Origin of the sequence: Streptomyces sp. NPDC087270, from assembly GCF_044744625.1 — a bacterium.
In the GTDB taxonomy this organism is placed as follows: Bacteria; Actinomycetota; Actinomycetes; order Streptomycetales; family Streptomycetaceae; genus Actinacidiphila.
On the sequence record NZ_JBIUYR010000008.1, the window covers coordinates 193032 to 210859 of the forward strand.

Consider the following 17828-nt stretch of genomic DNA (forward strand, 5'->3'; position numbering starts at 1 on the left):
GCCGGCGTGCCCTCACCCCGCCGCGGCGTCCGCCTCCGCCCCCTCGTCCCACAGCCGCGCGCCGTGACCGCCGACCACCGCGGCGACCCGCGCCGCCAGCTCAGGACCGGGCAGCGGCGCGGGCCGCCGACCGTCCCGCAACCGCACCGCGACCAGCCCGGCCGCGGCCTCCCGGGCGCCGATCACCGCCTGGTACGGCACCAGGCGCGCCTGCCGCACCCGGGCGCCGAGGCTGCCCTGGTGCGGGTGGGACACCTCGGCCCGCAGCCCGAGTGCCGCACAGCGCGCGGCGAACGCCTCCGCGTCCGCCGCCTGCTCCGCCCCGACCGGCAGCACCGCCACCTGCACCGGCGCCAGCCACGCCGGGAACGCGCCGCCGTGCACCTCGACCAGGTGCGCCACCGCGCGCTCCACGCTGCCGACGACGCTGCGGTGCACCATCACCGGCCGGTGCTTCGCCCCGTCCGCGCCGACGTAGCGCAGCCCGAACCGCTCCGGCTGGTGGAAGTCGACCTGCACGGTGGACAGGGTCGACTCCCGCCCGGCGTGGTCGGCGACCTGCACGTCGATCTTCGGGCCGTAGAACGCCGCCTCGCCCTGCTCCGCCTCGTACGGCAGGCCCAGCCGCTCCAGCACGCCGACCAGCGCCTCGGTGGCCCGCTGCCACGCCTCGGGCGCGGCCGCGTACTTGCCGCCGGGGCCCGGCAGCGACAGCCGGTAGCGGGCCGCGCGGATGCCCATCGCGGCGTAGGCGCGCCCGATCAGCTCCAGCGCGCCCGCGGCTTCCTGCTCGACCTGCCCGGGGGTGCAGAAGATGTGCGCGTCGTTGAGCTGGATGGCCCGCACCCGGGTCAACCCGCCCAGCACCCCCGACAGTTCGGCGCGGAACATGCCGCCCAACTCCGCCATGCGCAAGGGTAGTTCGCGGTAGCTGCGGGACTGCGAGCGGTAGAGCACCGCGTGGTGCGGGCACAGGCTCGGGCGCAGCACCATCTGCTCGCCGCCGACCTCCATGGGCGGGAACATGTCCTCGCGGTAGTGCGCCCAGTGCCCGGAGATCTCGTACAGCTCGCGCTTGCCGAGCACCGGGGAGTACACGTGCCGGTAGCCGGCCGCGCGTTCCTCGCCGCGGATGTACTCCTCCAGCGCGTGCCGCACCGCCGCGCCGTCGGGCAGCCAGTACGGCAGGCCCGCGCCGATCAGCGGATCGGTGCCGAACAGGCCCAGCTCGCGGCCGAGTTCGCGGTGGTCGTGCACGGCGTCGGGTGCGGCCGCGTCGTGGTGGTCGTTCCTGGGGACGTCGTTCATGGTGTCGCCTCTCCGCGGTGGTGGGGCGGCCCGCGGCAGCACGAAGCCCCGGGGCGATCGCCCCGGGGCTTCGGACTCAAGACATCGGTCAGCGCGCCGGGACACTCTCCGGCGTCGTCGTCATCGCGATCATCGCGGCGCGCTTCATGCGGAGGACCGTAACAGGGTCCCGGTGCGGTACGCCAACGGTTTCCGCCACCGTTCCCACCACGGTTTCCGCGCCGGATTCCGCGCCGGGGCCGTCCCGACACGGGCGGGGACGCCGTACCGTGGGAGCGGCACGGGAGCGGCGTACGGGGGTCGGGTGGGGACAGTGGCGGGTGAGGCGCAGCCGGGCCAACTGGTCGGCGGGCGTTACCGGTTGGTGCGGAGGCTGGGGGCCGGGGGGTTCGGGCGGGTCTGGCAGGCGCACGACGAGTCGCTGCGCGTCGAGGTCGCGGTCAAGGAGGTCTGGCTGCCGCCGGCGATGAACGGCGCGGAGCGGGCCGAGCGGGTCGTACGCGCCGAGCGGGAGTCCCGCAACGCCGCCAGGCTGCGCAACCATCCGAACATCGTCACGGTGCACGACGTGGTCGTCGAGAACGGGGTGCCCTGGACGGTCATGCAACTGGTCGACGGGACCTCGCTGGCCGATCACGGTACGGCGCGGGGGCCGCTGCCGGTGGCGGAGGCCGTGAACGTCGCGGCGGCGCTCCTGTCGGCGCTCGGCGCCGCCCACGACGCCGGGATCGTGCATCGGGACGTCAAGCCGGACAACGTGATGCTGGCCGACGACGGCCAGGTGCTGCTCACCGACTTCGGTATCTCGGTCCACCAGGCCGACACCGCGCTGACCGCGGCCGGCGGGTTCATCGGCTCGATCGAGTACATCGCGCCCGAACGGGCCCGAGGCGCGGACGAGCAGGCGGCGAGCGACCTCTTCTCGCTGGGGGTGACGCTGTACCAGGCGCTGGAGGGCGTATCGCCGTTCCGCCGGGGCACCCCGGCCGCGACGCTCGCCGCGGTGCTGCTGGACGAGCCGCCGGCGCCAGGCCGAGCCGGTGAACTGGCGCCGCTGATCGCGCAGTTGATGGCGAAGGACCCGGAGCTGCGGCCCACTGTCGCGGCGGCGCAGGCCATGCTGGAGGGCATGCCGCGCGGCAGCGGCCTGACCGCCGTGGGCACGGTGCCTGATCTCGCGGCGCCTGCCCCTGCGGCGCCGGATCTCGCGGCGACGGATCTCGCGGTGGCGGCGCCGGACACCGGGTCGGCCACGGTCCGGGACCCTGCCGTGGCGGCTGATCCCGCGGGGGACCCTGCGGTCGCCACCGTGGTGGAGACCGCGTCTGGGACCACACCCGCACCCGAGCCCGGAACCTCACCCGAGCCCGGAACCTCACCCGAGCCCGGAACCTCACCCGAGAGCGGGGACGCACCACGTCAGGAGTCCCGCCGGCCGAAACCGGGCCGGATCGCGGCCATCGCCGTGGGAGGCATCGTGGTGGTCGCCGCCGTCGTGGTCCCACTCGTGCTGTGGGCACCGGGGCACCATGCCGCCGACCCGCTGAGCGGCCTGCGTGACCCTTGCGCGGCAGTGCCGCACTATTACTTCGAACAACTCGGGTTGCCCGAGCCTCCGACCCGCCACACGGACGACGTTCGTGGGCGCTCCCGGTGGTGCGAGTGGGGGGCGGGCCAGGACCGGGACCTCACGGTCGGCTACGACACCGAGAGCATGGCGGACACGCGGGCCGGCGACCCCGCGGCGAAACCGTACGCGGGCATCAAGGGCGCCTATGAGGTCTATCGCGCCGACCAGGGCATGTGCGTGGTCACATGGCCGACGTCATTCGGGACAGCGGACCTGACCTACGCGCCCGGTCAGCAGCAATCCGACTGCTCGATCGCCGAGGGGTTGGCCCGCGTGGCCTATCCGAACCTCTCCCGCTGACCGTGCCGGCGTCGGCGTCAGCACGTTCGTCGCGGCGCGCTTCCTACGGGGGACCCCGGCGGGGGCGCATCGCGGAGGTGGCGCGCGACGAAGTCCCGCCAGTACGCGACGGCTTCGGGCTCGGTCTCCGTGTGGGCGCCCGCGTAGCCGAGCAGTTGCTTGTCGGGCGATCCGAGTTCCTCGAAGAGCGCCAACTGGCCCTCCCTGGGGAAGATCTCGTCGTACCACTGGAGGTGGAAGAGGGCCGGCGCGGTGATCCGCCGCGCGTCCGCCACGACGCGCCGGGGGACGTTCAGGCCGGCGGGCATGCCAGGTGCCTGCCGGAGGCCGAACTTGCCGAGGACGACGCAGCGCATGCGGTCGTCCAGCGCGGCCGCCAACGGAAGGCCGAAGCGTGTCCCCATCGACAGGCCCAGGTAGCCGAGGCGTGCGGTGTCCACGAGGCCCAGGGCCCCGAGGGCATCCACCACCGCCAGCCAGTCGCCCGTCATCCGGTCGAGAACGGCGTCGATCCCCTCTTCGACGATGCGGGGCTGGTACTCCTCGGCCGGCAGCGAGGGGGACCCGGTCGCCGTGATACGGCCCGTCGACGGCGAGCGCGGCGATTCCCACCTGCGAAGCGAACCAGCAGGCCAGGCCGGTGACCCGCGCGCTCCTCTTGTGCCCGCTGCCGCCGTGTCCCAGCAGGACCAGAGCGGGGGGTGCGGAGGACGGGGTGGGCGGCAGCCAGAGCACACCCGGCACGGTGCTCCCGTTGCGGGGCAGACGGAACACCGCCTCCCGGACACCGCCCTCCAGCACGCGACGACCGACCCACGCCACTGTGCCATCCACCTCGTCCACGCAGCCATTGAACCAGCGGCCCCGTAGCCGTCGCGTGGAAGTGACGCTCCGTCAGTTCGCTGCGCGTACCGGCACGTCGGCGCCGAGCGCGTCGAGGACGGCCAGGGGGGCGAGACAGTCGCGCCAGTGCGTGATCCCGTGGTCCCGGATGGTGATCGCCGACGCGAAGTGGTTGCTGTACCGCTTTCCGGTGCTGCCCTGAGCGGCGCCACCCTGAGGGGACCGGACGGTTCGGGACCGGCGCTCGCACTGGGCGACCATCCGACCACGCACGGCGGTACCGTTGGGACGGGGGCAGGAGTTAAGAGCGTTAAGCGGTCAGAGCTGGGCGAGGCGGTCGACCAGGAGGGCCACTCGCGGTTCGGCGTCCTGCGGGAGGAGGCGGCCTGACCGGGTCAGCGTCGCCAGGCCGTGCAGGGAGGCCCAGAAGACCTCGGTGAACAGCCCTGGGTGGACGCCGTCCCCGGCGACCTCGCCCAGGCTCTCCAGCAGTGCGGCGAAGGCGTCCTTGAGTGGCTCGGGGGTCTCCTCCTGGGCGAACGCCAGGCCGCCGTCGAGCTGGAAGATGGCGTCGTAGACCGCCGGGTTCTGCTCGGCGAAGTCGAGGTAGGCGCGGGCGAGGGCGGTGACCCGCTCGCGCGGGCCGTTCGCCCTGGCGGCCGCGGCCCGCACCGCCGCCGCCAGCTCGGCGGCGCCCTCCAGGGCGACGGCGCCGATGATCTCCCGTTTGCCGCGGAAGTGGCTGTAGAGGACCGGCTGGCTGTACTCGATGCGCTCGGCGAGCCGGCGGGTGGTGACGGCGTCCCAGCCCTGCTGCTCGGCGAGTTCGCGGGCCGTCGCCAAGATCAGGCGCTCGCGGGCCGCCCGTTCGCGCTCCTTGCGTTCCTTTACCGACATGATCCGATCCTAGCAGTGCTAGACAAGCAAGCTCTAGTAGTACTAGCGTTGACTCATCACCTAGCAACACTAGATTCTCAGGGGGTCGTCATGGTCAATGCGCTCGAGGTGCTCACCACCGTGGTCGTCGGCGTGATGGTGGGGGTGGAGTTCTCCGTCGCCTTCGTCATGAATCCGATCCTCAACGCGCTCCCCGAGGACAGCAGGCAACAAGGCCACGCGCACGGGGGCCGGATGCTCGGCGCCGTGATGCCGGTCTGGTACATCACCTCGCTCGTCCTCACCGCCGTCTGGGCCGTCGTCAGGTGGCACCACCACCACACCGGGCTCGTCGTCACGGCCGGCGCGCTGCTGATCGTCAGCGTGGTCATGTCGATCCTGCTGCTCGTCCCGATCAACAACCGGAACAAGAACTGGACCCCCGACAACCGGCCCGCCGACTGGAAGGAGCAGATGGACCGCTGGCTCCTTCTCCACTACGTCCGCGTCGCCGTCATCATCGCCGCCTTCACCCTGCTGGTCGCGGCCCTCGTCTGAACCGCCGCCGCGACCTCGTGGGGGACGGACCGTGCTCACCGAGCGGCGGACGCCGCTCGGTACGCGCGTCCTGGATGCTGGTTCGCGCGCACGTGGGCGTCGACCGCGGCGAGGTGGGCGGCGATGCGGTGGGGGTCGTCGAAGGAGGCGCGGAAGCTGTTGCGGGCCAGGTCCGCCAGCGCGGGCCGGTCCAGGCCGAGGTCGGTGTGCACGGCCTGGTAGTTGTCGTTGACGTAGCCGCCGAGGTAGGGCGGATCATCGGAGTTGACCGTGACCAGCAGGCCGGCCGCCATCATCGCGGGCAGCGGATGCGCTGCCATGGACGGCACGACGCGCAAGGCGACGTTCGACAGCGGGCAGACGGTCAGCGGGACCGCCTCGTCGCGGAGGCGGGCCATCAGGTCCGGGTCGGCCGAGGCGGCGACGCCGTGGTCGATCCGGTCGGCGCGGCAGATGTCCAGCGCCTCGCGGACGTACTCGGGCGGGCCGTCCTCGCCCGCGTGGATCGTGGTGCGGTAGCCGCGGGCGCGGGCGGTCGCGTAGTAGTCGGCGAACTTGGCGGGCGGGTTGCCGCGCTCGGCCGCGCCGAGCCCGATGCCGAGGAGCCGGTCGCGCCACGGCTCGATCAGCTCCAGCACCTCCAGCGCGGCGGCCTGGGTGCGGTGGCGCTGGCTGGTGACGATCAGCGCGCCGTCGATGCCGAGGTCGGTGCGCGCGTCGGAGATCGCGGCCAGGACCGCGTCGAGCTGGTCGCCGATCGGGGTGCCCGCGTCGAGGAACGTCTGCACCCCGAGGAACATCTCGGCCCGCCGGACCCCGTCGGCCGCCGCGCGGGTCAGGTAGGACCGGGCGAGGTCGTAGAAGTCCTGGCGGGTACGCAGCACCGAGGCGGCCCGGAACAGCAACGGCAGGAAGTGTTCCAAGCCGGTGAACGTGTAGGCGGCGCGCGCCTGTTCGACGTCCGGCCAGGGCAGTTCCACGTGGTTGCGCGCGGCGAGCGCGAAGAGCATCTCCGGTTCGAGCGTGCCTTCCAGGTGGACGTGCAGCTCGGCCTTGGGCAGTGCCGCGACGAACGCGTCGGTCATGGTGGGACTCCGTACAGTTCCGTGCGAGGACCAGCTCCCGCGGCAGCACAGGCAGGCGGGCCCGCTCGCCAGGGCCACCGGCCACCGGCCGAGCATAGTCGGGGGCGGCTGAAAGGCACCGTCGGGGACGGCACCGCGCTCAGCCGCGCTGCCGGGCCTCCATCGTCACCGCCAGGGCGAAGAGCAACTGCCGGTCGACGGAGTCCTCGTGCACGGTCAGGCGGTACCAGTCGTCGAACACCTTGGGCTTGTCGATGCTGAACACCGGCTCGCCGTCCCGTGTGAAGTCGAAGTGGTACTTCACCAGGGCGCCGGCGATCTCCCCGGCCGTGTCGAGCAGCGTCAGCAGCCGCCGGGCCCGCGCGGTGGTGGCGCTGCGCTCGGTGCCGGTGAGCCTGCCGAGGCCGGGCTGCTCGAACTCCCAGGTGGTGCGGTCGACCGACTTCCTCGGCAGCACCCCGAACGAGCCGAGCAGCCGGTCCTCGGGGTCGAACGCCTCGTATCCGGTCAGGGCGGCGAGCCAGCCCTTCGAGCTCTCCCGGACGGCCACCAGCTTCTCGCCGCGCCGCTCGTCCGTGTAGATGTCCAGCGCGTCGGACATCTTCAGCTGCTTCTCGGCGTAACCGAGCTGCTTCCCCGGTTTCCCGGTCCCGTCGTCCGCGGAGATCCGGTACTTGCGCTTCAGCCCGAGGGAGGTCTTGCGTACGTGGTAGGTCGAGGTCGGCACGCTCCCCAGGGTAGGCAGGTCGGGGCGGAGCGCGGGCCGAACCGCCCGGGGGCGGCGGCGCCGTGGCGGCGCCGCCCCCGAACCGGTCAGCCGCCTGCCCGCGGGCGCAGGCGGACCGCCGTGCTGCCCAGGCGCGGGATCTCCACGTGCACGTCGGCGCCGTCGCGGGTGGCCTCGCCCGCGTGGTCGCCGAGGTAGGTGGCGCGTTCGGCGTGCGCGACGGGGAAGCCGCAGCGCAGCCGGACGGTACGGGGCTCGTCGGCGTAGGACTGGAGGCGGACCAGGAGGTCGGCCGGCTCGGAGCCGCCCTCGTCCGCCTCGCGCCCCTCGCCCTGACCCTCGCCCCGCGCCGGGACCGGCGCCGCGTCGACGACCCGCACGTACGGATCGTCGAGGGCGAGCAGCGCCCGCTCGCCCGGGTCGTCCGCGGCGGGCTCGCCGTGCGCGGCGACGCCCACCAGCGGGTGGTCGATCTCCTGGGCGGTGCGCAGGCCCAGCGCCTCGGCGGCGATGGTCTCGCCGCTCCGGCGGACGCCGACCGCGTAGCGGAAGGTGGTGTCGAACGCCTGCTGGGCCGGGAAGTTGGTGTCCCAGAGGTTGTTGTGGACCCACGAGTAGAGGGTGCCCGGCTGCCGGGGCGCCGTGGAGTCGGGGAACGGCGCGTACGGCAGCGGGATGGTCTCCGGCTCGACCAGGGGCGCGTCGCGCGTCACCCACGCGACCGGCCCGCCGGCGTCCCCGAGCGCGACGAACGACCGTACGGCGCGCATGTGCTGGGGAGCGCCGGGGACGTGGGCGAGGCCGGTGCCGGTCAGGGCGCCGGTGATCTCGTAGCGGACGGCGGGGTCGGTGAGGGCGAACGGGAAGGCCAGGTAGGCGCTCTCTTTCGCCATGGTCGCGGGCTTGTCGAAGCGGTTGTCGAGGACCACGTGGGCGTCGTCGCGGCCCAGGCTGACCGTGGTGCGGGCGAGGTGGACCCCGTCGGCCGCGTACTCGTAGGTCAGACGCGCGCCGAGGGCGTCGTCGACGCGTTCGAGCAGGACGGCGGGCCGGGCCAGCGAGCGCGAACCGAGGAGTTCCAGCTCGTCGGACGTGGTCGTCTTGTTGGCCTGGTGGTTGTAGCCGGGCGCCGAGGTGTAGGTGTCGTAGACGTAGCCGTTGAAGCCCACGACGGCGTCCTGGTCGACGAGTTCGCGGCCGGTGGCCTTCTCGGTGATCGAGGCGACGCAGGCGCGGGCCAGGTCGACCCGCACCGTGAGGTGGTCGTTCTCCAGCACCAGGTCCTCCGCGGTCGGCAGCGGGACCCGGCGGTCGCTGTCCTCGGCGTGGCCGTCGGTGCGCGGGGCGACCGCGGTGCCCGGCTCGCCCGCCGTGAGGTCCAGCCGGACCAGCCCGAGCGGCGGGACGTCGGGCACCTCGACGTGCACCCACCGGCCCGCGTCCCGGTGCACCGGGTTGACCTGCGGCGTCACGACGGTGGGCAGCGGCTTGCCGGTACGGCCGTCGGTCACCGCCAGCGCCCGGTCCAGCGGGACGCGGCTCTCGCGTACGAACAGCGCGACGACCGAAGTGCGCCGCGCCGACGTGGTGTTGACCGCCCAGAAGGTGGCGTCGGCGCCGGCCGCGGTCGGCAGCGCCGCGCCCAGCGCGGCCGACGCGTGGTCGCGGAAGGTGTCGGCGTCGTTGTCGCCGTGCAGGGCGTAGCCGTACTTCCAGTGCCACTGCTGGTCGCCGGAGGACATCCCCTCGTCGCCGTGGGTCCAGGGGTCGGCCGCGCCCCACGTGTGCTCGTTGAACAGGGAGATCGACCGGTAGACGCCGGCGGCGCCGACCCGGGCGTCGGCGGCGTGCGCGGGGGCGGGGCCGGCGGGTTCGGCAGAGTCGACGGGTTCGGCGGAGGGGGCGGTTCCGGCCCGGCCGGCGAGGTCGGTGAGCGCGGCCATGCCGTACAGCGTGGTCGCGTCGGCCACCTTCGCCTGCGCGCGGCGGACCATCGCCTGCGGCCGGGCGCCGGAGCCGACGCCCTCGACCCACCAGTCGCCCCAGTCGCCCTCGAAGACGGGGACGGCGTCGCCCAGCCGCTGTTCGGCGTCGGTGAAGAAGTCCGTGTTGGTGGACAGCCGCAGGGTCGGCGCGGCCCAGGTCTCGTTCCAGCGGCGCACCGTCTCCGCGAGGATCAGCCGCGGCGGCGCGTTGTCCCCGAAGTGGCCCTGGACCCGCAGGTGCAGCAGGTCCCACGGGTACGGGTCGCGGTGGCCCGCGGTCGGCCCCGGCGAGCCGAACAGCTCGGGCGGGATGGGGTAGGGGTTGGTGGCGAGCGCGGTCAGGTACGCGGGCAGCAGGTCGTCGACCATCTCGTAGGAGGTGTCGAAGCCGAGCACCGGGCCCTCCATGTAGGCCAGGCCGTGCGGGCTGTCGGTCATCCAGGTCAGCAGCTCGTTCCCGGACGGGGCGCGCCAGCGGAACAGCCGGGGGAGTTGCGCGCCGCCGTTCATGTTGGGCACCGAGCGGCCGGCCCAGTTGTGCGCCACCGACAGGTAGCGCACGCCGAGCGGGGTCAGGGCGTCGGGCAGCCCGGCGACGGTGCCGGGCACGTCGGTCTGCATGGCGCTGCGGAAGTCGATGCCGTGGGTCTGCTTGACGCCGCGGGCCAGCCGCAGCAGTTCGTGCAGCTCGTCCGTGGAGCAGGTGTCGGTGTGCAGGTTGTACGGCATGGCGGTCAGCTCGATCTGGCCGGCCTTCACCCGCTGGATGAACTCCGCGACCCGTGCCGCCGGCCGGGCGGCCGCCCACTGCTCGAACGACCACAGCGACTCCACCGCCCAGCGGAACTTGGCGTTGTCCGGCCAGTCGTCGGTGGCCCGGGTCAGGTCGAGGCAGGAGTCCAGGAACGCGACGTGCTCGCCGAGCACCGTGCCCTGCGGGTCGGTGTACCCGATGTCGAGGTGCGAGTGGTGCACCAGGTGGATCGTCCACTCGCGCGGCGGCTGGAGGACGAAGGCGAGCACCGCGGAGGTGCCGTGGCCGGTGGCGGTGATCCGCAGGTCACGCGGGGCGCTCTCCAGGGGCAGCAGCAGCCGCTGCCCGCCGGGTGCGGGCACGGCCTGCACGGGTATCGACCCGCCGCCGGCGGCCTCGGCGGTGAAGGTCCACCCGCTGTGGTCGGACCGGTCGCCGTCGATCAGTATCCGTACGCAGCGCAGCGCGCCGGACGGGGAACGCCGGACCAGGTGTTCCGGCATGGCGCGGAGCCGGGTGCCGCCGGCCTGGGCGGTGGCGGCGACCGCGAGGCCGACCATGCTCGTCCGGGCCTTGTCGGTCGACCATCGGCGGTCGCGTACGAGGGCACGCGTCGTCATGAGCTGTCTCTCCCAAGGTGGTTCGGTCAGGACGTCGGTGGTGCGGTCCGCGGGTGCCGGCGTCGGGACGCCGGTGGTGCGGTCCGGAGGTGCTGACGTCAGGACGTCAGGCGCAGGCTGTTGACGAAGAAGCGCTGGAAGACGAAGAAGAGCACCACGGTGGGCACCGACGCGACCAGCGCGCCGGCCAGCACGACGGGCGGGCCCACCGTGGAGTAGTTGCCGCTCAGGTCCGCCAGGGTGGCCATCACCGGCCGCACGTTGGGGCTGAGCGAGAGCGTGATGCCGAACAGCAGGTCGTTCCAGATCCAGGTGAACTGGAAGATGAACGCGGCCAGCAGGGCGTTCCTGGCCAGCGGCAGGTGGATGGAGAGGAACATCCGCAGCCAGTTGACGCCGTCGAGCTGGGCGGCCTCGGAGATCTCCCGCGGCACGGTCATCATGAAGTTGCGGTTGACGAAGAACGCGAAGGGCACGGTGAGCGCCACGTAGATCAGCACCATGCCGTACTGGGTGTCGTACAGGCCGGTGCGGGCGTACCCGGTGAACAGCGGGGACAGGAAGGTCTGCAACGGCAGCACGGTGCCGATGAAGATGGCCCAGAACCAGATCGCCGGGCGGCGGACCGGCATGACCGTGACCGCGAAGGAGGCCAGCGCCGCGATCACCACCGCGATCGCCGCGCCCACGACGGCGTACAGGAAGGTGTTCAGCAGGCCCCGCCCGACGTCGGCGCTGGAGAACGCGGCGCGGATGTTCCGGGTCAGGCCCCAGGAGCCGAACCACCACCGCGGCGAGCCGGTGTACTGCTTCGACGGGGTGAACGCGTTGACGACCACCAGCCAGGTCGGCAGCAGCCACAGCACCGAGACCAGGGCGACCAGGACATGGCGTACGGCCCGGCCGGTCATGCCACGCCTCCCCGCTGCGGCTGGACCTGCCGGCGCAGGTAGAGCCAGGACGCCGCGACGACCACCGCGGTCAGCACGACGGACACGGCGGCGCCGTAGCCGTACCGGTTGAGGGTGAAGGTCTGCCGGTACATCGTCAGGGCCAGCGTCTCGGACGCGGTGCCGGGGCCGCCCTGCGTCAGCAGCCACACGATGTCGAAGGTCTTGAGGCTGTTGACGATGGACATCCCCACCACGACCACGGTCATGGGCCGCAGTTGGGGCACGATCACCTTCAGGAACAGCTGCAGGCCCTGCGCGCCGTCGATCTTCGCGGCCTCGATGGTCTCGGTCGGGATGGTCTGCAACCCGATCAGGAACAGCAGCAGGGCGGCGCCGGTGGACTGCCAGGTCGTCGCCACGATCATCACGATCGTGTTCAGCGGCCAGTGCAGCAGCCAGTCGTGCTGCCAGCCGCCGAGCCCGATGGCGTGCAGCGTCTGATTGACGGCGCCGTCGGACTTCAGCAGGTACGTCCACAGCAGGGCCGTCGCGGAGCCGGACAGGGCGTAGGGGATGACCACGGCGGTGCGGGCCACCACGCCCCAGCGCACCGAGTGGGTCAGTACCGCGAGCACCAGGCCGAGCAGCACCGGCAGGACCAGCGTGCCGACCACCCACATGACCGTGTTGAGCAGCGACCGGCCGAAGTCGGGGTCGGTGAGCAGCGCACGGTAGTTGGCCAGGCCCACGAAGTGGGCGGTGATGCCGTTGTCGTCGAACAGGCTGCGGTAGGAGGTGACCGCGAACGGCACCACCAGCAGCGCCGCGACGAGCGCCACGGCGGGCGCGAGGAACGCACCCACCCATGCGGCGCGCCGGACGCCGCCGTGCCGGGGCACGCGGGCCGGGTTCCCGGATCGGCGGGCCGTCGTGCGGGGGACCGTCTTGGCTCCAGAGGTCAGGACTTCCACGCCTTCCACTCCTTTTCGGCTCGGCGCTGCATGCTCGCCAGGGTCCGCGCGGCCCGGGCGGCCGTGGGGTCGATCATGAAGGCGCTGAGATCCTGCACGTTTCCCTCGATCAGCACCGGTGGGGACGCCTCCCAGTAGCGGATGGCCTGCGCCGGCCGCTGCGTACGGACCTGCGCGGCGACCTCGCGCACCGCTCCCACGTCCGGCACCACCGACGGGTCCGCGGAGGTGTCGCGCAGGAAACCGGTCCACGCCCGCTGCACGGCCGGGTCGAACCAGGTGCGGGCGGTGTCCAGGGCGCCCTGGCGCTTGTGGGCCTTGGCCGACACCGCCAGCACGCCGCTCTCCACCACCACCGAACTCGTCCCGCCGGGCGGCGGGGGCAGCAGGAACGCGCCGAGGTCCGCGTTCTTGATGCCGGCGGTGAGGAACGCGCCGGTGTTCCAGGTGCCGTGCAGGCACATCGCGGTGGTGCCCTGCGCGAAGCGTCCCGGCAGGTCGGAGACGGACGCGTCGGGCGAGGAGAACGCGCCGCGCCGGTACAGGTCGCTCCACACCCCCATCGCCTGGCGGCACTCGGCGTCGGTGTACGACCGCTTGCCGGCGGCGAGGTCGAGGTAGAACCGGTGGTCCAGCCCGTTGACGAGCTGCTGGAACCAGATCGACGACTCCCAACTGGTCGCGCCGCCCGACGAGATGGGCGTGATGTGCCGCGCGTGCGCGGTGTCCACCACGTGCAGGAACTCCTGCCAGGTGGTGGGCACCCCGACGCCGAGCCGGGCGAAGACCGGTTTGCTGTAGAAGACGGCGTAGTACGACTTGTACAGGGGCACGCCGTACTGCCGGCCGTCGGCGGTGAACGTCTCGCGCAGCGCCGGGTCGTCGCACCAGCCGCGGCTCTTCGCCTCGTCCCACGCGCCGGTGACGTCGGCGAGGATGCCGGCGCGGGCGACGTCCCGCAGCCGGTAGCCGTTCCACCACTTGACGAGGTCGGCGGTGGAGTCCGTCTGCGCGGACATCCGCACGATCTGCTGGTAGTTGCTGACGTTGGGCACGGCCTGCGGTGCCAGCCGGTAGCCGCCGAGCCGGCGCAACTCGGTTCCGGCGGCGTGGTATCCGGGCGTCCAGCTCGGGTTGTCGTTGAAGAGCGAGAGCGTGTCGGCCGGTGCGGGCTTGGTGAGTGTGCCGCGCTCACAGGCACTGAGCGCGAGGGCGGCGGCCCCGGCGAACGACGCGGCCAGCGCCGTGCGCCGGCTTACCGTCCGGGTCGTGTCGATCATCCCCATGGGACCCCCTCGTCACGGGTTCAGCGGCCTGCTAAGTTATCGGTAACGTACAGGTGTGCTCAGGGTTTGAGAAGACTTAACGTTGACGTTATCTCGATAAGGTTGGTGACATGGTCGACCGTCCACAGGCCACAGTGCAGGCGTCGCAGTACGACCCCCGGCCGCGCTACCCCGTGAGCGACGGCACCGTCATGGTGGGATGGGCCGACGCGGCGGACGCCCTGGGCACAACCGTCCGGCTGCTCGCGGTCGATGGGCCCGCGGCCGTCGAATGGGAGTCCGTCGCACGCGAGTTGACGGCGGCCCTCGCCGCCACCCGCCCCCGCGTCACCGTCGCGGACGTCCGCGACGCGGCGCGCGACTGGGCCGACATCCGCCGCCTCACCGAGTCCGAAACGCTGCGCGACGACCCGGACTTCGCGAGACTCGCAGGTGGCAGCCTGTCCGACCTGTTGGACCCGGGCGCGCTGGCGGCGCTGGCGTCGCCGGCGTCCGGGCCGGAGAACGGCGGGCCGGAGGGCGGCACGGGCGGCGGGAGCGGCGGCGCGCTCCGCGTCCTGGTCGGTCCCGGCGCCGCGTCGGCGCCCGGCGTGGACGCGGTGTGGTGGGCCGACGTCCCCAAGCGGTACGCCGAAGCGGCCGTCGGGCGCGGCGCCGGCCGCAACCTCGGCGCACCGGCCGGCCAACTCCCCAGCCTGCGGCGGCTGTTCTACATCGACTGGCCGCTCCAGGACCGGCACCGCGACGCGACGGCCGACCGGATCGACCGCTGGTTCGACGTTACCGATACCTCAACGCCGGCCTCGATCAGCGGGCACGCGCTGCGGGCCTCCTGCCGCCGTCTCGCCCGGCAGCCCTTCCGCACCCTGCCGACCTTCAACTCCACGCCGTGGGGCGGGCATTGGGGTCAGGAGGAGCTGGGCCACAATCCCGGCGCCGCCAACACCGCACTCGGCTACGAACTCATCGCGCCGGAGAGTGGTGTGCTGCTCGGCGACGACAGTTCCGGCACCAGCTCCGGCACTGACTCCGGCACCGGCACCAGCTCCGGCCCCGGCACCAGTTCCGGCACCGGCCCCGGCACCAGCTCCGGCCCCGGCACCGGCCCCGGCACTGACTCCGGGACCAGCTCCGGCACCGGCCGCAGCGTGGAGGTGCCCTTCCAACTCGTCGTCGCCCTCGCCCCCGTGGACATGCTCGGCGCCGACGTGCACGAGACCTTCGGCACCTCCTTCCCCATCCGCTTCGACTACCTGGACACCGTCGGCGGCGGCAACCTCTCGGTGCACTGCCACCCGCGCGGCGACGAGATGCGGACCGTCTTCGGCTGGCCCTACACCCAGCACGAGAGCTACTACCTGATGCGGACCAGCGCGCACAGCAAGGTCTTCCTCGGGCTGCGCCAGGACGCCGACGTCGACGCCTTCCACGCCCGCGCGCACGCCGCCGACGCGCACGGCGAGGAGTTCGACATCGAGAGCTACGTCCAGACCTTCCCCGCCGAGGACGGCCAGCTCTACCTCGTGCCGGCCGGCACCCCGCACGGCAGCGGCGAGGGCAACGTCGTCCTCGAAGTCAGCGCCACGCCGTACCTGTACTCCCTGCGCTTCTACGACTGGCTGCGCAGGGACGCCGCCGACCGGCAGCGCGCCGTCCACGTCGAGCACGCCTTCCGCAACCTGGACCCGCGCCGTTCCGGCGAGGCCGTGCCCCGCGACCTGGTCCAGCGGCCCCGCACCCTGCACCGGGGCGACGGCTGGCGCGAGGAACTCCTCGGCGCGCTGCCCGACATGTTCTTCGAGGTGCGCCGGCTCGTGATCGACCCGGAAGGCACCGCGGAGCAGGACACCGCCGGGCGCTTCCACGTGCTGACCGTCGTCGACGGGCAGGGCGTGCTCGTGACGACCGCCGCGGGGGACCGGCACTTCGTACACTATGCGGAGACTCTCGCGGTTCCGGCCTCCGTCACCGCATACCGTGTGCAGAACCAGGGGCCGGACCTGGCTCGCCTGGTCAAGGCGCAGGTGGCATGAGTACCGAACCCGATCCCGTGACGTCCCTGACCATGCGGGACGTCGCCGAACGGCTCGGCGTCAGCACGATGACGGTCTCCCGCGCCCTGCGCGGGCAGCGCGGCATCGGCGAGGCCACCCGCCAGCGGGTGCTCGCCGAGGTGGCCGCGCTCGGCTACCGCCCGAACAAGCTCGCCAGGGGGCTGCGCTCCGGCGGCCCGAACGAGCTGATCGGCCTGGTGGTCACCAACCTCGCCAACCCCTTCTACTCCCAACTCGCCGTCGGCGTCGAGGAGGTGTGCGTCCGCTACGGGGCGCGCGTCATGCTCGGCAGCACCAGCGAGGACCCCGACGTCGAACGCGACGTCGTCACCGACCTGCTGGACCGCGGGGTGGACGGCCTGGTGGTCGTGCCCGCCAGCCACGACCACAGCCACCTCGGCGGCGAACGGCTCCGCGACACCCCCGTGGTGCTCGCGGCCAGCCCGCCGATGGACGTCGACGTGGACTGCGTGCTCGTCGACGACTTCGGCGGCACCCGCGCCGCGTGCCGCCGGCTGATCGAGCGCGGCCACCGGCGGATCGGCTTCCTCGGCCTGCCCCCCTCGCTGTGGACCGGCTCCGAGCGCTTCCGCGGCTACGCCCTGGCGCTGGAGGAGGCCGGCATCGCGGTGGACGAGCGCTACGTCAGCCGGCACCGCGGCGACAGCGCGCTCGCCCAGGAGGCGGCCCGCGCCATGCTCGCCCTGCCCGACCCGCCGACCGCGCTGCTCACGGCGAACAACCGGAACACCGTCGGCGCGCTGCTGGCCCTGCGAGACCGGCCCGCCGACCAGGAGCCGGTGGCCCTCGCCGGCTTCGACGACATCGAACTCGCCGACCTGCTGCACCTGCCGCTGACCGTGGTGTCCTACGACCCGGCCGAGGTCGGCAGGGCGGCCGCGACGCTGCTCTTCGAACGCCAGCGCAGCACCGTGCCCCTGCACCCGCGGCGGGTGACCATCTCGACCACGCTCATCGACCACCCGGTACCCCGGTAGGCCGCCGTGACCTCCACCCAGGCGCCCGGCGCCATACCCGTGCTCGAAGTCGGCGGATCGCACGTCACGGCCGCCGCCGTCGACCCCGACCGGGCCGGTGTCCTCGACGGCACCCGGCAGCGCCTGGCGCTGCGGCCCGACACCGGCGCGGAGGACTTCCTCGCCGCGCTCGCCGACGCGGCCAACCGCGTACTGGCCGCGCCCGCCCTGCGCGGCCGGACGGTCGGCGGCACGTGGGGTGTCGCCGTGCCCGGCCCGTTCGACTACGCCACCGGGACCGCCCGCTACCGGGACGTCGGGAAGTTCGCCGCCCTGGACGGCCTGCCCGTCGCGGACCGCCTCGCCCCACGGCTGGGGTGCGGGCCGGCGCGGCTGCGCTTCCTCAACGACGCCCACGCGTTCGGCCTCGGCGCGTGGCGCGGCACCGGCGGGCGGGGGCGTCGGCTGGTCGCCATCACCCTCGGCACCGGTGTCGGCTCGGCGTTCCTCGACCGCGGCACCCCGGTGGTGGCGGGGCCCAGCGTCCCGCCCGAAGGCCGCGCCGACCTGCTGGCCATCGGCGGCCGGCCGCTGGAGGACGCCGTCTCGACCCGGGCGCTCGCCGCCCGCTACACCGCGCTCACCGGCGCGCCGGTGGACGGGCTGCGCGGGCTGTCCGCCCGGGCCGCGGACGGCGAGGCGGTCGCCCAGGTCGTCATCGACGACGCCTTGCACGCTTTGGGCGGCGCCCTGGCACCCTGGCTGGCGGCCTTCGAGGCGGACACGCTGGTGGTCGGCGGCTCCGCCACCGCGGCGTGGGACCGGCTCGGCCCGCCCTTCACCGCCGGCCTGACGGCCCGCCACCCCGCCCTGGCCGCACTGCGGTTGGCGGTGCGCCGGGACGGGGAGGACCTGGCGCTGCTCGGCGCGGCGGAACACGCGGTGCGGGCGTGAGCGGGCA

The 17828-nt window shown here is 73.3% G+C and carries 15 protein-coding genes; 5 read left to right on the top strand and 10 right to left on the bottom strand.

Going from position 1 to position 17828, the window contains the following annotated elements:
* Positions 1 to 12: 12 nt before the first annotated feature.
* Positions 13 to 1257 carry a threonine--tRNA ligase gene (thrS, locus tag ACIPAE_RS18230; protein ID WP_402446497.1) on the bottom strand — a complete coding sequence of 415 codons (1245 nt, stop codon included), beginning with the start codon at positions 1255 to 1257 and terminating at the stop codon, positions 13 to 15.
* A gap of 355 nt (positions 1258 to 1612) precedes the next feature.
* Here thrS and ACIPAE_RS18235 point away from each other — a divergent pair, with 355 nt between their 5' ends.
* Positions 1613 to 3238, top strand: a complete 1626-nt coding sequence (locus ACIPAE_RS18235; protein ID WP_402446219.1) for a protein kinase — start codon at positions 1613 to 1615, stop codon at positions 3236 to 3238.
* Positions 3239 to 3255: 17 nt separating this feature from the next.
* Here the strand turns inward: ACIPAE_RS18235 and ACIPAE_RS18240 are convergent, their stop codons facing one another.
* The 3 genes from ACIPAE_RS18240 to ACIPAE_RS18250 form a co-directional block, all read right to left on the bottom strand.
* Positions 3256 to 3729: a hypothetical protein gene (locus ACIPAE_RS18240; protein ID WP_402446222.1), complete on the bottom strand. Its 474-nt coding sequence runs from the start codon at positions 3727 to 3729 to the stop codon at positions 3256 to 3258.
* A gap of 403 nt (positions 3730 to 4132) precedes the next feature.
* A complete protein-coding gene (locus ACIPAE_RS18245) occupies positions 4133 to 4354 on the bottom strand; it encodes a hypothetical protein (RefSeq protein WP_402446224.1) in 222 nt (73 codons plus the stop codon).
* A gap of 45 nt (positions 4355 to 4399) precedes the next feature.
* Positions 4400 to 4978, bottom strand: a complete 579-nt coding sequence (locus tag ACIPAE_RS18250; RefSeq protein ID WP_402446226.1) for a TetR/AcrR family transcriptional regulator — start codon at positions 4976 to 4978, stop codon at positions 4400 to 4402.
* A 90-nt stretch (positions 4979 to 5068) separates the two neighbouring features.
* Here ACIPAE_RS18250 and ACIPAE_RS18255 point away from each other — a divergent pair, with 90 nt between their 5' ends.
* The gene (locus ACIPAE_RS18255; protein ID WP_402446229.1) at positions 5069 to 5515 is read left to right on the top strand and encodes an anthrone oxygenase family protein; all 447 of its coding nucleotides are present in this window, start codon (positions 5069 to 5071) and stop codon (positions 5513 to 5515) included.
* A 35-nt stretch (positions 5516 to 5550) separates the two neighbouring features.
* Here ACIPAE_RS18255 and ACIPAE_RS18260 read toward each other — a convergent pair whose 3' ends face one another.
* The 6 genes from ACIPAE_RS18260 to ACIPAE_RS18285 form a co-directional block, all read right to left on the bottom strand.
* A complete protein-coding gene (locus ACIPAE_RS18260; protein WP_402446231.1) occupies positions 5551 to 6600 on the bottom strand; it encodes an adenosine deaminase in 1050 nt (349 codons plus the stop codon).
* A gap of 139 nt (positions 6601 to 6739) precedes the next feature.
* A complete protein-coding gene (locus ACIPAE_RS18265; RefSeq protein WP_402446232.1) occupies positions 6740 to 7327 on the bottom strand; it encodes a hypothetical protein in 588 nt (195 codons plus the stop codon).
* An 86-nt stretch (positions 7328 to 7413) separates the two neighbouring features.
* On the bottom strand, positions 7414 to 10686 hold the full coding sequence (locus tag ACIPAE_RS18270) for an alpha-mannosidase (RefSeq protein WP_402446233.1): 3273 nt from the start codon (positions 10684 to 10686) through the stop codon (positions 7414 to 7416).
* 98 nt (positions 10687 to 10784) lie between these two features.
* Entirely contained in the window at positions 10785 to 11597 is an 813-nt protein-coding gene (locus ACIPAE_RS18275) for a carbohydrate ABC transporter permease (RefSeq protein WP_328473405.1), read from the bottom strand.
* Entirely contained in the window at positions 11594 to 12550 is a 957-nt protein-coding gene (locus tag ACIPAE_RS18280; protein WP_329361377.1) for a sugar ABC transporter permease, read from the bottom strand. Before ACIPAE_RS18280 ends, ACIPAE_RS18275 begins: the two co-directional genes overlap by 4 nt.
* Positions 12538 to 13830, bottom strand: a complete 1293-nt coding sequence (locus ACIPAE_RS18285; protein ID WP_402446237.1) for an ABC transporter substrate-binding protein — start codon at positions 13828 to 13830, stop codon at positions 12538 to 12540. Before ACIPAE_RS18285 ends, ACIPAE_RS18280 begins: the two co-directional genes overlap by 13 nt.
* Before the next feature lie 116 nt (positions 13831 to 13946).
* On the opposite strand from ACIPAE_RS18285, the gene ACIPAE_RS18290 reads away from it, so the two are divergent.
* The 3 genes from ACIPAE_RS18290 to ACIPAE_RS18300 are packed head-to-tail and all read left to right on the top strand — an operon-like array spanning position 13947 to position 17821.
* Positions 13947 to 15869: a class I mannose-6-phosphate isomerase gene (locus tag ACIPAE_RS18290; protein ID WP_402446240.1), complete on the top strand. Its 1923-nt coding sequence runs from the start codon at positions 13947 to 13949 to the stop codon at positions 15867 to 15869.
* Entirely contained in the window at positions 15866 to 16888 is a 1023-nt protein-coding gene (locus ACIPAE_RS18295; RefSeq protein ID WP_366411952.1) for a LacI family DNA-binding transcriptional regulator, read from the top strand. The genes ACIPAE_RS18290 and ACIPAE_RS18295 overlap by 4 nt, the downstream gene beginning before the upstream one ends.
* Positions 16889 to 16894: 6 nt before the next feature.
* Positions 16895 to 17821 (top strand): ROK family protein, encoded by a 927-nt coding sequence (locus ACIPAE_RS18300; RefSeq protein WP_366411953.1) that lies wholly within the window; start codon positions 16895 to 16897, stop codon positions 17819 to 17821.
* The last annotated feature ends 7 nt before the right edge of the window (positions 17822 to 17828 follow it).